The 15148-nt window shown below is 64.6% G+C and carries 16 protein-coding genes and 1 pseudogene; 9 read left to right on the plus strand and 8 right to left on the minus strand.

From position 1 onward, the window contains the following. Positions 1-168: 168 nt before the first annotated feature. Positions 169-990 (minus strand): rhomboid family intramembrane serine protease, encoded by an 822-nt coding sequence (locus RAD04_RS31205; protein WP_338306384.1) that lies wholly within the window; start codon positions 988-990, stop codon positions 169-171. A gap of 327 nt (positions 991-1317) precedes the next feature. On the opposite strand from RAD04_RS31205, the gene RAD04_RS31210 reads away from it, so the two are divergent. From RAD04_RS31210 to RAD04_RS31220, 3 genes are all read left to right on the plus strand, one after another. Beyond that, positions 1318-1596 (plus strand): GIY-YIG nuclease family protein, encoded by a 279-nt coding sequence (locus tag RAD04_RS31210; RefSeq protein WP_461626928.1) that lies wholly within the window; start codon positions 1318-1320, stop codon positions 1594-1596. A gap of 589 nt (positions 1597-2185) precedes the next feature. Next, entirely contained in the window at positions 2186-2740 is a 555-nt protein-coding gene (locus RAD04_RS31215) for a PAS domain-containing protein (protein ID WP_183258986.1), read from the plus strand. 109 nt (positions 2741-2849) lie between these two features. Further along, complete coding sequence (locus RAD04_RS31220) at positions 2850-3983, plus strand: DJ-1/PfpI family protein (RefSeq protein ID WP_461626863.1); 1134 nt, start codon at positions 2850-2852, stop codon at positions 3981-3983. Positions 3984-3991: 8 nt separating this feature from the next. On the opposite strand, the gene RAD04_RS31225 is transcribed toward RAD04_RS31220, so the two are convergent. Next, positions 3992-4378 carry a COG4315 family predicted lipoprotein gene (locus RAD04_RS31225; protein WP_461626864.1) on the minus strand — a complete coding sequence of 129 codons (387 nt, stop codon included), beginning with the start codon at positions 4376-4378 and terminating at the stop codon, positions 3992-3994. 146 nt (positions 4379-4524) lie between these two features. Between RAD04_RS31225 and RAD04_RS31230 the strand changes: the two genes are divergently transcribed. Together RAD04_RS31230 and RAD04_RS31235 are read left to right on the plus strand one after the other, a co-directional pair. Then, on the plus strand, positions 4525-5031 hold the full coding sequence (locus RAD04_RS31230; RefSeq protein ID WP_461626865.1) for a GNAT family N-acetyltransferase: 507 nt from the start codon (positions 4525-4527) through the stop codon (positions 5029-5031). A gap of 127 nt (positions 5032-5158) precedes the next feature. Beyond that, positions 5159-5467, plus strand: a complete 309-nt coding sequence (locus tag RAD04_RS31235) for a hypothetical protein (RefSeq protein WP_461626866.1) — start codon at positions 5159-5161, stop codon at positions 5465-5467. A gap of 78 nt (positions 5468-5545) precedes the next feature. On the opposite strand, the gene RAD04_RS31240 is transcribed toward RAD04_RS31235, so the two are convergent. Beyond that, positions 5546-7516: a DEAD/DEAH box helicase gene (locus tag RAD04_RS31240; protein WP_461626867.1), complete on the minus strand. Its 1971-nt coding sequence runs from the start codon at positions 7514-7516 to the stop codon at positions 5546-5548. 282 nt (positions 7517-7798) lie between these two features. On the opposite strand from RAD04_RS31240, the gene RAD04_RS31245 reads away from it, so the two are divergent. Beyond that, the gene (locus tag RAD04_RS31245; protein ID WP_104465839.1) at positions 7799-8152 is read left to right on the plus strand and encodes a cupin domain-containing protein; all 354 of its coding nucleotides are present in this window, start codon (positions 7799-7801) and stop codon (positions 8150-8152) included. Between the two features lie 17 nt (positions 8153-8169). Here RAD04_RS31245 and RAD04_RS31250 read toward each other — a convergent pair whose 3' ends face one another. Both RAD04_RS31250 and RAD04_RS31255 read right to left on the minus strand, forming a co-directional pair. Next, entirely contained in the window at positions 8170-8682 is a 513-nt protein-coding gene (locus RAD04_RS31250; protein WP_461626868.1) for a hypothetical protein, read from the minus strand. Between the two features lie 198 nt (positions 8683-8880). After that, positions 8881-9564 (minus strand): TetR/AcrR family transcriptional regulator, encoded by a 684-nt coding sequence (locus tag RAD04_RS31255; RefSeq protein WP_461626869.1) that lies wholly within the window; start codon positions 9562-9564, stop codon positions 8881-8883. 211 nt (positions 9565-9775) lie between these two features. Between RAD04_RS31255 and RAD04_RS31260 the strand changes: the two genes are divergently transcribed. The 3 genes and pseudogenes from RAD04_RS31260 (at position 9776) to RAD04_RS31270 (ending at position 12769) form a co-directional block, all read left to right on the plus strand. Continuing rightward, the gene (locus tag RAD04_RS31260) at positions 9776-10669 is read left to right on the plus strand and encodes an NAD(P)/FAD-dependent oxidoreductase (protein WP_461626929.1); all 894 of its coding nucleotides are present in this window, start codon (positions 9776-9778) and stop codon (positions 10667-10669) included. Positions 10670-10690: 21 nt separating this feature from the next. After that, entirely contained in the window at positions 10691-11164 is a 474-nt protein-coding gene (locus RAD04_RS31265; protein WP_461626870.1) for a methyltransferase family protein, read from the plus strand. Between the two features lie 731 nt (positions 11165-11895). Further along, positions 11896-12769: pseudogene (locus RAD04_RS31270) on the plus strand (class I SAM-dependent methyltransferase). A 131-nt stretch (positions 12770-12900) separates the two neighbouring features. On the opposite strand, the gene RAD04_RS31275 reads toward RAD04_RS31270, so the two are convergent. The 3 genes from RAD04_RS31275 to RAD04_RS31285 form a co-directional block, all read right to left on the minus strand. Then, on the minus strand, positions 12901-13329 hold the full coding sequence (locus RAD04_RS31275; protein ID WP_461626930.1) for a VOC family protein: 429 nt from the start codon (positions 13327-13329) through the stop codon (positions 12901-12903). Positions 13330-13438: 109 nt separating this feature from the next. Next, entirely contained in the window at positions 13439-13921 is a 483-nt protein-coding gene (locus RAD04_RS31280) for a DUF5680 domain-containing protein (RefSeq protein ID WP_461626871.1), read from the minus strand. 3 nt (positions 13922-13924) lie between these two features. After that, the gene (locus RAD04_RS31285; RefSeq protein ID WP_461626872.1) at positions 13925-15076 is read right to left on the minus strand and encodes a zinc-binding dehydrogenase; all 1152 of its coding nucleotides are present in this window, start codon (positions 15074-15076) and stop codon (positions 13925-13927) included. Positions 15077-15148: the final 72 nt, after the last annotated feature.

A 15148-nucleotide genomic window follows, 5' to 3' on the forward strand; every position in this document is an offset into this window, starting at 1 on the left:
CGCCCGCCTTGTGGCGGTCCGGACTTGTTCGTCGAGTCTTCAACTAACAGTTTAGGCGCCGGTTGCAGGCTCAGGCGCTTTGCGAAGCATCGCCGCTAGCGGCTTGCAGCTTCGGAACATTCTTCCCGCAAATGATGGATGAATTCGGGCCGCGCCGCAAGCGCCGCTTCAAATACGGTCTGAAACGTCCTGTGATGACGCATCCGCAGCATCGTTTCGCACGCGCGGCACGGGATCGAACAGCGCAAACAGCAGCAGGCCGGCGAAGAAGCCGCCGATATGCGCCTGCCAGGCCACGCTCGTGGTTTCGGAATCAATGCCGATCGCACCGACGCCGAAGATGATGTTGACGCCGAACCACACGGCGAGGAAGCCGACCACCCGCCCGTCGCGCAGTGCGCGCGACAGCGGCAGCGCCGGAACCCTTGCGGCGGTATCGGCGTCCGACCGGTTGAATGACAGGAAGCTGCCGCGAACGAAGGCGAAGCGGATTGCGGCTGCCATCGCGCCCGACACCGAGGCCGAGGCGCCGATCATCGGCGCCACCGCATGCTCATGGGTGACGAGATGGGCGAGCGCGCCGGCCGCCGCCGTCACCGCCAGAAACAGGAAGAACCTGACCGCGCCGAACCGCCGCGCCAGCGCGCTGCCGAACGGCAGCAGCCACAGCACGTTGAAGCCGAGATGGGTCAGATTGGCGTGCAGCAGCGAATAGGTGACGAAGGTCCAGACCTTGGCGCCGGCGCCGCCCGGGATCTGCAAGTTCAGCAGCGAGGAATCGTAGCGCTTGGGGATGAAGCCGAAAACATCGATGGTCCAGTTCTCGAGCTCCGGCGGCAGCAGCACCCGCAGATGGATCACCGCCAGCAGGACGATATAGGCGGTCAGCGCCACAGGCAGCGTCAGGACCGGCTCGCGCGGAGCCTCCTCATGGGCGGCCGGCAGGCCGGGCTGAGAATCCTGCGGCGGAGAATCGTGCGGGGAATCCAAGGCAGCTTCGCTTTCAGGCGCGATCGGAACGATCCGTTTGGAGATAGTCGCCTTTGCCGGCCTTGCGCAAGTGCACAAAAGGAAATCGTGCGAGATGGCTCATTTCGATGCCAGACGCGACGCTGGGCCCCGGCTCAGCGGTGCAGCGCTAAGGAGCGCTGCACTGCGTCCGGGGCACGAAGCCAGCCCAGCCCGTGTCCCGGACAAGGTGCGGCACGAAGTGACGCGCCGCAGAGCCGGGACCCAGATTGGCGCAAGCTCGAACCGTGCAATTTTAGGTAGTCCCCATGTTCGGGCTTAGCCTATGCAACCGCCTTCTTCGTCTACATCCTCGCGAGCAAACGAAACGGCACGTTGTATGTCGGCGTCACCAACGACCTCGCCCGCCGGATGACCGCCCACAAGGCCAAGCTCGTGCCCGGGTTTACGAAGCAGTATGAGGTGACCCTGCTCGTCTGGTTCGAAACCTACGAATCGATCCTTGAAGCACGAGCCCGCGAGCATTCGCTGAAACGATGGCGGCGCGCCTGGAAGCTCAAACTGATCGAAGACCTCAATCCGGACTGGCGCGATCTGTCGGACGAACTAAATTCGCTGGCGAACTGACTGGGTCCCGGCTCTGCGCCGCAGCGCTATGCGCTGCAACGCGTCCGGGACACGGAACGCTCGTGTTCCGGACAAGGCGCGCACGAAGTGACGCGACGCAGAGCCGGGACCCAGAAATGCCAGGCACTCGCTGCTGCGTGTACCCCGGCTCTGCAGCGCATCACTGAAGAAGTGCTGCGCTGCGTCCGGGGCACGAAGCCTGATCGCTGAAAAAGGAAAAGGCAGGGCCCTGGGAAGCCCTGCCTGTCCGTGCCGGCCTTCCGGTGCCGGAGGAATGAAGGTGTATCCCCACCCCTCCCCGCGGCCCGTGACCAAACTGTTTGACGCCCTGTGTACAGGCCCCGCCGAGAACCTGGATGAAAGCGGCGAGGCTTGCGACTGCGATCACCATAGCAGCGCCGCACGAGGTGCAAAGGCCATAGTTAATTTAACGTTAACAACGCAAAGACCGCCTTAACGAGGGCGAAAACGCCCTCCCGGCATGGACGCTGCAAATCCCCTCCTGCACAACATCACAAGGGATCGCGGGTGCACTGAAGCGGGACAGCTTTGTCCCTTCGAGGTTGCACCCCGGGATAAGCGTTCAGACATGAAACATCCGTCGAGCCGCGCGTTCTTCGCGTACTGGGACAAGAAGCGCGGCGCCGCACGGGCTCCCGACAGGGCCGACATCGATCCGGCCGCGGTCCGCGGCCTGCTCGGCGACATTTTTGTCCTCTCCTGCGAGCCCAATCTCGGCTTTCCCTTCCGCGTCGCGGGCACGCGCGTCTGCGCACTGGCAGGATGTGACCTCAAGGACCAGAGCTTTGCGGCGCTGTTCACGGCCGCGAGCCGCAGCGAGATCGAGGAGATCACCACCATCGTCGCCGACGAGGCGTTAGGTGCGATCGCCGGCGTCACGGCCGCGCGCGAGGACGGAAGCAAGGCCTATCTCGAGCTGTTGCTGCTGCCCTTCAACGCCCGCCCGCACACGCCCGTGAGCGTAACCGGCGTGCTCGCGCCGTTCGACGACGAATGCGGCGCGCTTTCAACCTTCACCCTCACCTCCTGGCGCTATCTGCACCAGCCAGAGAAGCTGCTGCCGCGCGCGATCCGCAAATTGCAGATCGCACGCGGGCTGATGGTGTATGAGGGGCTGAGATAGTCTCGCGCACGCGAATGGCCGTTTTTGCCGGATCTGCGTCATTCCCGATGTCGGCGCCAAGGGTTAGCTTCCGCCTCGCGTGAAGCAACGAGGTTCGGGTGACATCATCATGACATGGCGCGTTCTGGCGTTGAGCGGCCCCGGCTGCGTGGCGCTGCTGGCGGCAATCGGCGGAACCTGGCTGTTCCTGCTGCCTGGCGCGCCGGCTCAGGGAACCGCGCCTGCAATTTCCAGGGACGAGACCGAAGCGACGCTTGCGGCGCTGAAGCCGCCGAAGCGTAAACGCCCGCTGATCGCCATCGTCGGCATCAACGACATGAGCGAGACGACCGACTACCTGATGCCCTACGGCATTCTCGCGCGCGCCGATGTCGCCGACGTCCTCACATTGGCGACGCAGCCTGGACCCGTCACGCTCTATCCCGCGCTGAAAGTGCAGCCGCATGCGACCATCGCCGAATTCGACGCGGCGCATCCCGATGGCGCCGATTACGTCATCGTGCCCGCAATGAGCCGCGAGGACGATGCCGTGGTGTTGCAATGGATCAGAAGCCAGGCCGGCAAGGGCGCGATCGTCGTCGGCGTCTGCGTCGGCGCCAAGGTCGTTGCCAACACCTGGCTGCTCGACGGCCGGCAGGCCACCACGCACTGGTATTCGGTGCGCGATCTGCAAAAGCATGCCGCAATCCGCTACGTCGCGGACCGCAGGCTGGTGGTCGATCGCGGCGTCGCGACGACGACCGGCATCACCGCGTCCATGCCGATGGCCCTGACCCTGGTCGAGGCCATCGCCGGCCGCGCCAGGGCCGAGGCGGTCGCCCGCGAGATCGGTCTTGCGGAGTGGAATGCGCGCCATCACAGCGCGGCATTCCAGTTCACACGCCCGTTCGCGCTGACGGCAATCGGCAACACGCTCGCATTCTGGAACCGCGAGCAACTCGGACTCGCGCTGACGCCAGGCATCGACGAGGTCTCGCTTGCGCTGGTCGCCGATGCGTGGTCGCGCACCTATCGCTCGCGCGCCCTCACCTTCGCGGCCACGGCAGAGCCGCAGACGAGCCGCGGCGGTCTCCGCATCCTGCCGGACAAGGTCGCGGCCGACTGGCCGGCAAGGCAGACGCCGCCTGATACCGTCGACTTGCCGCCGGCGCGAGCGCTGGACCAGACGCTATCCGCCATCGACGCGCGCTACGGCGCGCGCACGGCCGATTTCGTCGCGATGCAGCTCGAATATCCGAGATAGATGCGCCGTTACGGCGTCGCCAGGTGCCAGGCGCCGTTCAAGAAGCCGTCGCCGGTGACGTCGCCGGGCTTCTGGTCCTTGGCGAAGGTGTAGAGCGGCTTGCCCTTGTAGGCCCACTGCTTCGAGCCGTCGTCGCGGGTGATGATGGTGTAGCCATCGCCCGCTGCATCGCTCGCCTCGGCCTTCAGCACCGGCCAGTTCGTCGCGCATGGACCGTTGCAGGCGGACTTGCCGTCCGCGTCCTTGTCGAAGGTGTAGAGCGTCATGCCCTTGGCATCGGTGAGCACGTTGCCCTTGTCGGACTTGCCGGTCTTGGTCGGCGGTGCGGCGAAGGCAGCGGGAACGATCGCGAGCGAGAGTGCCAGCGTCAGCGCGAGGCGGATCGAGGACGTCATGATATCTCCTGTCATGCAATTGGCTTGCATGGGTAGGACGCCGCGGGAGGCGTCGTATTCCTGAGATGGCGGCAAAGATATTTTTCGCTGCGCGCGCCGATGCTGCGGAATAAACTGGATCGACCGAGACGGAACGACGGAAAGACATGAGCAAGCCGCATTGGCGTCCCGCGCACGCATCCGACCTGCCCGCGATCAGCGCGATCGCGGCGCGGATTCATCCTGCTCTCCCTGAGAGCCCCGAGGTACTCGCGGAGAAGATGCGGCTCTATCCCGAGGGATGCCGCGTGCTGATCACGGGCGACGAGATCGCCGGCTACGGACTTTCGCATCCCTGGAAGCAACACCGGATCCCGCCGCTCGACGGCTTGCTCGCACGACTGCCTGACGATGCGGATTGCCTCTACGTCCACGACGTCGCGGTGCTGCCCGATTTTCGCGGCGGCGTCGTGCGCCCCTATGTTGCCGATGTCGAGCAGCTGGCGCGTGTGTCAGGCATCGCAACGCTCGCACTGGTCTCGGTCTATGCCACGCGGCCGCTGTGGCAACGTCTCGGCTTTCGGCCCGTCACGGCGGACGCGGCACTGCGCGCAAAGCTGGCATCCTATGGCGAAGGCTCGACGTACATGCTGCGCGACCTTACCGCGGCGTAATGTCCGTCGCCGGCCAGCCCGGCTCACGCGGGCGTGAAGCCGCGCCCTCGAACCGGGTCAGGTGGCGCTCCGTCGAAGGTGTGTGCGAGCCGTTCCGGTCTCGCCGAACCGAGGCTGGAGAAGATCCATGAAGCTCACATTGTCGAAGATTGCTTTGATTACATGCGTTGCGGCGAGCGCGTTCGCCGCGACCAGCGCCAACGCGGCGCCACACCGAACCGATGGTTGCCAGTTCGGCTTCTTCGAAAGCTGTGGCATCGTTGCGGAGTCGACGACCCCGGGCCGCGCACGTCGCCCCGTCGCTCGCCTCGCCAACGATACCTCGCCGACCTACATGAAGCAGACTGACCCGCGCTACAGCTCGTCGATGCGCGATGCCGGCGGTGGCGGAGGTGGTGGCGGCGGAGGCGGCGGTGGTGGTGGCGGCGGCCGCTGAACTCACACCCGACTTTTCAGATGATGCCGCCGGTGCAACCCGGCGGCATCATTGTCGTCTGGGCCGAACGGTGCCGGTTCAGCCGCGATGCTTTTTCTTCTTCGGCTTCTTTCCAGGCGCGCCCTTCGCGGGCCACGGCGTGACCGACGGCTCGGCGTGACCCGGCTTGTTCTTGTGCTTCTTCTTGCCGAAGGACGGAGCATCGTCGAATTTCGGCCCACGCTCGCCTTGAGGCTTGCTGCGCGGCTTGAACTCACTCTTGTCGCGCGGACGATCGTCGCGACGCTCACGATGATCGCTGTCGCGGCTCTCGCGCCGGGGCGGGTGTGACCGCTCTTCCGCAGGCGCCTGTTGCTGCGGCGCGCCCGCCATCGGCTCAAGGCGGATATTGTCTTCCTTGTCCGGACGCTTGATCTTGACCGCGAAGGACTCCGCGACCCGCTCCGAAATCTCGAACTCGGTCGTGGTGTCCATGATCTTGATGGCGCCAATATCGCCCTTGTCGATGCCGCCACGACGGCAGATCATCGGCAGCAGCCAGCGCGCTTCCGCATTCTTGCGTCGTCCGATGTTGGCGCGGAACCAGACGCTGGCCTCTCCCATGCCGTGACGCGGCGAGGATTTGCCTGATTTCGATCGCGGCCCCGCAGGGCGATCATCGCCGCGTGAGGTGCGGCTATCGTCGCGCGGCGTGCGAACATTGTTCCGACCGCGATCATCGCGCGGCCGGCCGCTGCGCTCGCCGGGATCGAGGATGTCCTCGGGCGACGGCAGCCGCGCGCGATAAAGCCGCGCCAAGGCTGCTGCGATATCCTCGGCCGACCGCTCGGCCAGCAGCGCCTGGGCCAGCACCAGATCGTCCGCCGTCGTCTCCTCGGTGAACAGCACGTCCTTCATGCGCTCGTGGTCGAGCTTGCGGATTTCGTCCGCCTGCGGCGCCGTGCCCCAGTCCGCGTCGACCCCTGCGAGATTGAGCAGCAGCTCCGCGCGCCGCCGACGGGCGGGCGGCACCAGCAGGACGCTGGTCCCCTTGCGTCCGGCGCGCCCGGTGCGGCCCGAGCGGTGCTGCATCACCTCGGCATCGTTGGGCAGGTCGGCATGAATGACGAGGTCGAGGCTCGGCAGGTCGATGCCGCGGGCGGCAACGTCGGTCGCGACGCAAACGCGCGCGCGGCCGTCACGCAGCGACTGCAACGCCATGGTCCGTTCGTTCTGCGTCAATTCGCCCGACAGAGCGACCACGGAGAAGCCGCGCTCCAGGAGCGCCGCCTGCAAATGCCTGACGTGATCGCGCGTGCTGCAAAACACCAGCGCGCTCGGCGCCTCGTAGAAGCGCAGCACGTTGACGACCGCATGCTCGGCGTCGGCGGGCGCGATCCGGATGGCGCGGTACTCGATATCGGCATGACCGCCTTCGTCGCCGGCGACTTCGATCCGGAACGCCTGCTGCTGGTATTGCTTGGCGAGCGCGACGATGCCGCGCGGAAAGGTCGCCGAGAACAGCAGGGTGCGGCGCGTCTCCGGCGTGGTCTCGAGGATGAACTCCATGTCCTCGCGAAAGCCGAGATTGAGCATCTCGTCCGCCTCGTCGAGGACGACCGCTTTCAATTCCGAGATGTCGAGACGGCCGCGGCGCAAGTGGTCGCACAACCGGCCGGGCGTACCGACGACGATGTGAGCGCCCGCGGCAAGCTCGCGCTGCTCGCGGCGCGGATCCATGCCGCCGACGCAGGAGACGACGCGCGTCTCCGCATGCTGGTAGATCCAGGCGAGCTCACGCTGAACCTGCATCGCGAGCTCGCGGGTCGGCGCCACGATCAAGGCGAGCGGTGCGGCCGCCCGCTCGAACCGCTCGGCATTGCCAAGCAGATCCTTGGCCATGGCAAGGCCATAAGCGAGGGTCTTGCCGGAGCCGGTCTGGGCGGAAACCAGGAGGTCACGGCCGGCGGCTTCGTCCGCGAGCACGGCGAGCTGAACGGGGGTCGGCGAATCGTAGTTCCGCTCGGCCAAAGCGCGGGCGAGCGGCGGGGTCAGGGCCGGAAAAGACACGGGATGGAGAACCTTGGTTAATTCAGGCGCGCAAACGGTGAGCCGAGGGGCCTGAGCTGCATGCGCGGCAAACGGCCCGGCCGCACGCTGATTTGATCTGGGCGCTCTTTACGCCAAGTGCCCGGAAATCACCATGCCTATGATGCATGGCTTCGCGCAGAGAACCGCGCTTAGAGGTTGCGGAGGATTTTTACCGCCACCTCGATCGGTCAATGGATACGGTCTTGCCGCACCGGCCATCCGATACCAAATCGTTTCTCACATGAGAAGCATGGGGGAAACATGGCCGACAAAATATCGCTCGCCGACAAGCTCGCGACCTTTGAGGACCTCTGGTCTCCGCGCACCATCACGACCTTCAATGATTGCGACGTGATGGTGGTGAAGGTGAAGGGTGAGTTCACCTGGCACAAGCACGACGATACCGACGACTTCTTTCTGGTCCTGAAGGGCAATCTGGACATCGAATTGCGGGATCGCACGGTGACGCTCGGTCCCGGCGAGCTCTATGTCGTGCCCAAAGGTGTCGAACATCGCCCGGTGGCGCGCGAGGAGGTTCATCTCCTGCTCATCGAGCCGACCGGCACGCCGAACACCGGCGACAAGGCCACCGCCGCAGCGCGCAAGCTTGCATAGAGGGCAGCGCGCGCGGCCTAATCCCTGGAGGCCGCCAGCCGGCTGAAGCGGCCGGCCAGCCTGGCTCTTGCGTGTGCAGCACTGTCCTTGATTGCGCGGGCCAGCGCTCGGATGGCGCGCCAGGCCTCGGTCGCCTGCAGCCACGCCTTTGCCGCGGCGTATTTTCCGTAAGCCCAGGCAAAGGCGGGAATTCGCATCAGCTTGTCGCGCGTGAGATGAAAGAGGCGCTCGACCAACACCAGCTTGAGCAACTCGCCGACAATGAAGGTCACAACGCTACTGACGAACTGACCGGTCGCGGCGAGATAGGCCGCCACGGGCTTGACCGGCTCCAGAATGATGACGGGCACCGAGAATAAAGCGAGCGAAGGATAAGGCGGTAGCCCCCTGATCCAGGCGCGCAATCGCCTGAATTCGAAATGCCGTCCGATCCAGCGCGCTATTGGCCGCGCCACGGCCATGAAGACCGCGTCCACCACGAAGTAGATGGCAGCCAGCACGTAAGTGACGGGCTTCAGGATTCGCTTCACGATCGCTCTCCTGGGAACTGAAAGCCGCAACCTGGACCTAAGTTTCACCTCGGCGTGAATAACTCGAGGATTTCCGGTGGAACTTTTGAGGCGACGGGCACCGTGACTGGACTAGGACGTGGACTCCGTAGCCTGATCGAGGCGAGCTGAACGAAAGCTGCCTGCCTTGACCTGCTGGCCGACTAGGTCACGCACGATTCAAATTTTGTTCTTTGACCTTGAGGCAGGCAAATCTCCGCCCACTTGGTCGTTGTCACGGTGCGCGGCGATGAACATGGCGACGGCCGACCGGCAATAGGAATCGATTTCGTTGTCGTCCTCTGCTTTCGCCTGATCGAAGCGTGCGATCATCAGGAGATCGGATCCTTTGAAAAGCGCGGCGAACAAGCGGGCGGACCGGAGAGGATCGGGCACGTTCAGAACCGCCTTCGCGTGCAACTGACGCAACAGGGCCTCGATTTCGGCGATGACATGGGCGGGGCCGGCTTCGAAATGGAGCTTGCTTAACGCGTTTTGACTCGTCTTGTCGGCCATGACCATGGCTTCGAGGCTGCGGACGTCCGATCTCAACAGCGTGCGAAGCAGTGATGATCCCACCGCCACGAGCTGATCTTCGACCGAACCGTCGACGCCTTCAAGAAGGGCCTGTGGTGCAAACAACTGATGGCAGCCGGCCGCCATGGCCGCGCCGAACAGCGCCTCCTTGTTCTCGAAGTGCCTGTAGATGCTGAGCTTGGATATCTTCGCTCGCTGGGCGACCTTGTCCAATGTCGTCGCTTGAAAACCCAACTCCACGAAGAGCTCGCGCGCGGCGTCGATGATGGTTTGGCCAAGCGCCTCGTTGACGGGCCGGCCGCGCCGGCCCTGGCTGTTTTCGGTCACGGCAATTCCAGTACTTGACAGTATCCTAATTCTTGAATTAAGATACCATGAAGTATCTGAAATGTGCAAGCCAGAGGCTAGGGTGACTCCTTCGATGCAACGATGAGCCCTGCTGAAGTTGGCTGCGCTTTCCGCCATCGGCCTCGCCCGCGCTCAGGCCACCGCCAAGCCCAACTCGTCTCCCTCCATCCACAACAAGGAGCCCATCACCATGGATGACGTCATCATCATCGGCGGCAGCTTTGCCGGTCTCGCCGGCGCCTTGCAGCTCGGCCGCGCCCGCCGCAAGGTCACCGTTCTCGATACCGGTCTGCCACGCAACCGCTTCGCCGGCCACTCGCATGGACTGCTCGGCCACGATCACAAGCCGCCGCTGGACATCCTGGCGGAGGCGCGGCGGCAGTTGGCGCGTTATCCCGCGATCAAGCTTGTCAGTGCCCGGGCCGACAGCGTCTCCGGCGCCATCGACAATTTCTCTGTCCTTACTGGCGATGGTGAAAGCCTTGCGGCGCGTCGTCTGATCCTGAGCTATGGCGTCGCCGACCAGATGCCTGATGTTCCGGGCTACGCCGAAAGCTGGGGCACGTCCATCGTGCCATGCCCCTATTGCGACGGCTTTGAAGTCGCCGGCCAGCATTGGGGCCTCGTCTGGTCCAGCCCGCAGTCGCACAATCAGGTCAGGCTGTTCCACGATTGGACCGACAAGTTGACGCTCTTCGCCGATGGTCACGACATTCCGCCCGATATCCAGGCCGATCTGGCGCGCCGCAACGTACCTGTCGTCAATGGCCGGATCGTCGAGATCGCCCATCACCAGGGCCATATCGCCACCGTCAATCTCGATACCGGCCGCAATGTCGCGGTCGACATCCTGTTCGCCAATCCGCGCAACAAGCCGTCCGCAAGCCTGCATGAAGCACTGGGCCTTGCCACCGTGGCTACGCCCGCCGGCATCGTCCTCAAGGTCGACGAACGCCGTCAAACCAGCACGCCCGGCATCTACGCCGCCGGCGACCTCACCACGCCCTTCTTGCCCTCGGTCACCCAGGCATCATCGCAGGGCGCGATGGCGGGTATCTTCGCCCAGCAGTCGATGGTGGTTTGAGAGCGCAGATTGGAGATGAGCATGGCGATCGAACCGGACAGCGCGGGTGTGCGCTTCCCTCCGCCCTTCGTCTATCTGGGAGCGCTGCTGTTGGGGCTGGCGGCGGAGCGGTTCGTCACCCAGCGCTCTTTCGGCATCGACGGGCGGTTGCTGGTCGCGACCGGCGCGCTGCTGTTCGTTGCCGGCGCGGCGATGATGCTTGCGGCGGCGGGGCTGTTCCGGCGGTTGGGCACCAACGTTCCGCCGTCGCAGCCAACGACCCTGATCGCAACGACCGGCCCTTATCGGTGGACCCGCAATCCCATGTATCTCGGAATGGCGCTTATCTATGCCGGTCTTGCGATCGGCTTCGACGGGCCGATCGCCTTCGCCTTGCTCCCGTTGGTGCTGATCGCGATCCAGACGCAGGTGATCGCCCGCGAGGAGCGCTATCTCGAAGCGAAGTTCGGCGACGATTACCGCCACTACAAGGCCGAGGTTCGCCGCTGGCTCTGACTATTCCGCCGCTGCCGCCTGCGGGGCCGCCCGTCGGCCAGCTTTCCCAACGGATCGCCGGCGTTACCCGGAGCAGCTTTCAGTATCTGGAAAGTATCCATCCGTCTTGCAGAGCCGTCGGCTATCCAACAACAGGTGGCATCAATGGTCTACAGTCTAATTGTCAAAAAAGAGATCCGCAGGAGCTTCGATCATGTCAACAACCAGCGTTGGGATGATGCTGCAAAGGGCCTAACACCAAACGCGTATCACTGGGTTGCCGGAAATCATGCGTTGGGGGGTGAGCGACATGGAAAGCAATCGGTGAAGCAGTGGTTCGAGCGCATGGGCCGTGTTTCCCGAAGCTTCATATAGATATTGAGCAGGTCGAGGTGACGGGTTGGCCATGGAATACCACAGTGTTCGTCAAGTGGCGGGCCAACGCGAGGCTACTTGACGGCCAAAGCTCGTATGTGAACAGGGGCGTCCACGTCTTCAAGTTGCGATGGGGCAAGGTTTATTCGATTGAGGAATATTTCGACTCGCAGGCTGCAGAACGAAGCCTCGCTATCCAAGCTCGTGCTGGTTTGGATGAAGCTGCGGCTGGCCCAATCGTGAGCTAACGCGGATCACTCGTGTGATGCCGCCATCAGCGCACGGCGCCTTATCACTAGTGGAGGCGGGCTCGCTGGAGACGATGGACTTTGGCATCGGATAGCTTCGTTAAGAACGAACCAGAACAAGGATATGTCATGGCAGAGCACAATGCCGATCAGATCACCAACTGGAAGGGCCAAAGCGGGGAGCGCTGGGTCGTCCACCAGGCCCGGCTCGACGCTAGGCTGGAGGTGTTCGGCCAGGCCGCGATCGAAGCCGCCGCGCCCGCGACGGGCGAGCGCGTGCTGGACGTCGGCTGCGGCGCGGGCGCGTCGAGTCTGGCTCTGGCCGCCCGCGTCGGCGCGGGGGGCCAAGTGCTGGGCGTGGACATATCCGAACCGCTGATCGCCCGAGCGCGCGCGCTCGCGCCACAGGATACGCCGGCCCTGTTCCGGGCGGCCGACGCGAGCAGCGCCGAGCTGCCCGAGGGGGCGTTCGACATCCTGTTCTCGCGTTTCGGGGTGATGTTCTTCGACGATCCGACAGGAGCGTTCGCCCATATGCGCCGCGCGCTCAAGCCGGGCGGGCGGGTCGCATTCGTCTGCTGGCGTGGCATGGCCGAGAACGATTGGGCGCGCCTGCCGATGGGCGCGATCAAAGGCATCGTCCCGCCGACGGCGCTGCCCGATCCCGAAGCGCCCGGCCCATTCTCGTTCGGCGACCGGGGGCGGGTGGCGCGCATCCTGACGGGGGCCGGCTTTAACGATATCGCTATCGCGCCCTTCGATGCTTCCGTCCCGTTTGGCGAGGGCGCGACGCGGGACGCGGCGATCGACGACGCGGTGAAGATGACGTTCGAGGTCGGCCCGCTGTTCGCGCGCGCTTGTTGATCAGCCCGACATCCGCGCCTGCGCCTCGGCCGCGGTTCGTGCCGCCTTCGCGGACTGCCCCGGCGAGCGGTCGGTGATGATCGACGGCGCGACGTGGATCGTCACGGCGCGCAACCCCGCGCAAGCTGATAGCGATTAGCAGGGGGAGACGCCCCTCGCTGGCCTTGATGGCCGCTGCGCTGGCCACCGCCGCGGCCGGTTGTGGTTGCGACCGCGCATTTTGACGCCGAGACCCCGGAGCGGAGCACAGCTGCTTAATGAGTACACGGCCTAGATCTCGGCATAGATCTCCAAGAGATTGCCGTCGGGATCGCGGAAGAACAGCGTGCGATGCCCGAACGACTGGTTGGTCGGCGGCGACACCAGCGCAACGCCCTGCCGAACGAGTTCGTCGGCGCATGCATCGACCTCGGCCGCGGAGACCTTGAATGCCAGTTGCAGCGAGGCACTGCCCGGCGGCGTCGGCGCATCGGCGGCGGTCCGGCTCGGCCGCGCCAGCGCCAGCGTGTTGCCGCCCAAGCCGTACTCGATCCAGTTCAGCGACAGCTCGCGCAGCAGCGGAAAGGCAAGGACGTCCTCATAGAAGCGGCGCATCGCCGCCATGTCGCGCACGAAGATGACGGTGTAGTCGATCCCGCGGATGGCGTTGAAGGCGGAGCGTGGGCGCTGGCGTGGGTCGGGTGTTTGATCGTTTGTCATCGTGGCCATTATTCAAATTCCGGCTCGTAGCCCGCATGAAGCAAAGCGGAATGCGGGGCCGGTGTCCCCGGATTGCGCTGCGCTCCATCCGGGCTACAAGCTCGCAAAACTATCGCAGCAAACCGCCACTGTAGCGCAGCTCATACAACCGCGTGCCATCCTGCCGCGCAATCGTCTCGACGCCGTGGAAACGATCGAGCGCGCCTTCGACCTCGTTGCGGTAGACCATCCCCGCCTGTTCGAACCGGCGCGGTCCGCGGTATGGCTGCTCGACGTTCACCCCCAGCAGCGCGTGACGCAGGAATTTGTAGATCGCGAGGAAAGTCTCCCGATCCCTGATCTCCGCACCGGCGCCACCACCGTAGCTCATCGACCAGATGACGCGGTCGTCCTTCGACACCGTCTCCTGCCCGACGAAAAATCCCATGCCGAAATAGATATCGCGATAGGCATAAGGCGGCGCGCGATGCTCGAGCTGCTTGGAGCCGGCGAGCAGCGGCGCGGCCACCGTCGCGTCGTCGTCGAGGCCGGCATAGGTGCGCCGTTTGGCCTCGACCAGGAACGCCGCGAGATCGTGCGGGATCGATGGCATCTTCTAGTCCACCAGTTCCGGCCACGGCACGATGGTCGACTTCACCGTCTTCATCGCCATGGCGTCCTTCACCGCCTGCGCGACGCCTTCCTCCGTGAACGGATAGATCGTCTGCATCTTCAGCCAGGGATATTTGCCCGCCGTGCGATAGAGCATGTCGACGCCGAGCGGGAGATCATTGGCGGTGAAGCCCCAGGATCCCAGCACGTTGAGGTCCTTGGTGCAGATGCGGTGCCAGGAGGTCTCGATCGAGCCGGCATCGGTGAACTGGCCCATCTCGACATAGGTGCCGCCGTCGCGCAGCATCTCGATGCCTTCGGGGCCTGCGGTGGGGTGTCCCGAGCAGTCCATCACCAGATCAGCACCGAAGCCGCCGACGATCTCGCGCACACGCGCGATGCGCTCCTGCGGCGATTTGATCTCCTCGATGTTCACGGTCGCCTCAGCGCCGAACTCGCGCGCCAGCTTAAGCCGCGGCTCCTCGGGCGCACCGACGCAGATCACGCGCCCTGCCCCCATCTCCTTCGCAGCAGCGACCGCCAAAATGCCGATCGGGCCCGATCCCTGGATCACCACCGTGTCGCCCCAAGAAAAACCACCGGCGCGGCTGGCGCGGTTGAAGGCGCGGATGCAGGAGGTCAGCGGCTCGGACAGCGCCCCTAACCGCAGCGACATGTCGTCGGGCAGCTTGTAGATCTTGGTGCCCGGCAGCATGTCCAGATCGATATAGACATATTCGGCCCAGCCGCCCCACATGTGCGGTGCCTTGTCGAAGCCGAGATAGCGGCCGTAATAGACCGGCGTCAGGCATTTGTTCGCGGTCTGCGGATAATGGATGCAGTAATAGCAATGGCCGCAGGGCATCAGCGGCGGGATCATCACCTTTGATCCGACCTTGAGCGGCTTGCTCATGAAGTCCTCGGTAAACTCCTCGCCGCACTCGACGATGATTCCACCGAGCTCGTGCCCGAGCGTGAACGGCCAGGGCAGCGGCTTCGGCCAATGTCCCTTGAGGATATGCAGATCGGTGCCGCAGACCCCGCATGCGCCCACCTTGATCAGCGCGGCCTTGCGGCCGACCTTCGGCCACGGCACGGTGCGGATGACTGGCTCTGAGCCCGGCCCTGCATGGGTGCAGACGCGAATGGATTCCATGGATATTTCCTCGATGCCCGTCTGTTATGATTGATTGGCGCGGGCTGAGATGAAGCGTATGTGAGATGTGCG

It is taken from the genome of Bradyrhizobium sp. 25ACV (genome assembly GCF_054863005.1).

Excerpts from the sequence above, each read along its gene's own strand:
- RAD04_RS31215 (WP_183258986.1), top strand. The coding sequence starts at position 2,186 with ATGAAACATCCGTCGAGCCGCGCGTTCTTCGCGTACTGGGACAAGAAG.
- RAD04_RS31220 (WP_461626863.1), top strand. The coding sequence starts at position 2,850 with ATGACATGGCGCGTTCTGGCGTTGAGCGGCCCCGGCTGCGTGGCGCTG.
- RAD04_RS31225 (WP_461626864.1), bottom strand. The coding sequence starts at position 4,378 with ATGACGTCCTCGATCCGCCTCGCGCTGACGCTGGCACTCTCGCTCGCG.
- RAD04_RS31230 (WP_461626865.1), top strand. The coding sequence starts at position 4,525 with ATGAGCAAGCCGCATTGGCGTCCCGCGCACGCATCCGACCTGCCCGCG.
- RAD04_RS31235 (WP_461626866.1), top strand. The coding sequence starts at position 5,159 with ATGAAGCTCACATTGTCGAAGATTGCTTTGATTACATGCGTTGCGGCG.
- RAD04_RS31245 (WP_104465839.1), top strand. The coding sequence starts at position 7,799 with ATGGCCGACAAAATATCGCTCGCCGACAAGCTCGCGACCTTTGAGGAC.
- RAD04_RS31260 (WP_461626929.1), top strand. The coding sequence starts at position 9,776 with ATGGATGACGTCATCATCATCGGCGGCAGCTTTGCCGGTCTCGCCGGC.
- RAD04_RS31265 (WP_461626870.1), top strand. The coding sequence starts at position 10,691 with ATGGCGATCGAACCGGACAGCGCGGGTGTGCGCTTCCCTCCGCCCTTC.
- RAD04_RS31275 (WP_461626930.1), bottom strand. The coding sequence starts at position 13,329 with ATGACAAACGATCAAACACCCGACCCACGCCAGCGCCCACGCTCCGCC.
- RAD04_RS31280 (WP_461626871.1), bottom strand. The coding sequence starts at position 13,921 with ATGCCATCGATCCCGCACGATCTCGCGGCGTTCCTGGTCGAGGCCAAA.
- RAD04_RS31285 (WP_461626872.1), bottom strand. The coding sequence starts at position 15,076 with ATGGAATCCATTCGCGTCTGCACCCATGCAGGGCCGGGCTCAGAGCCA.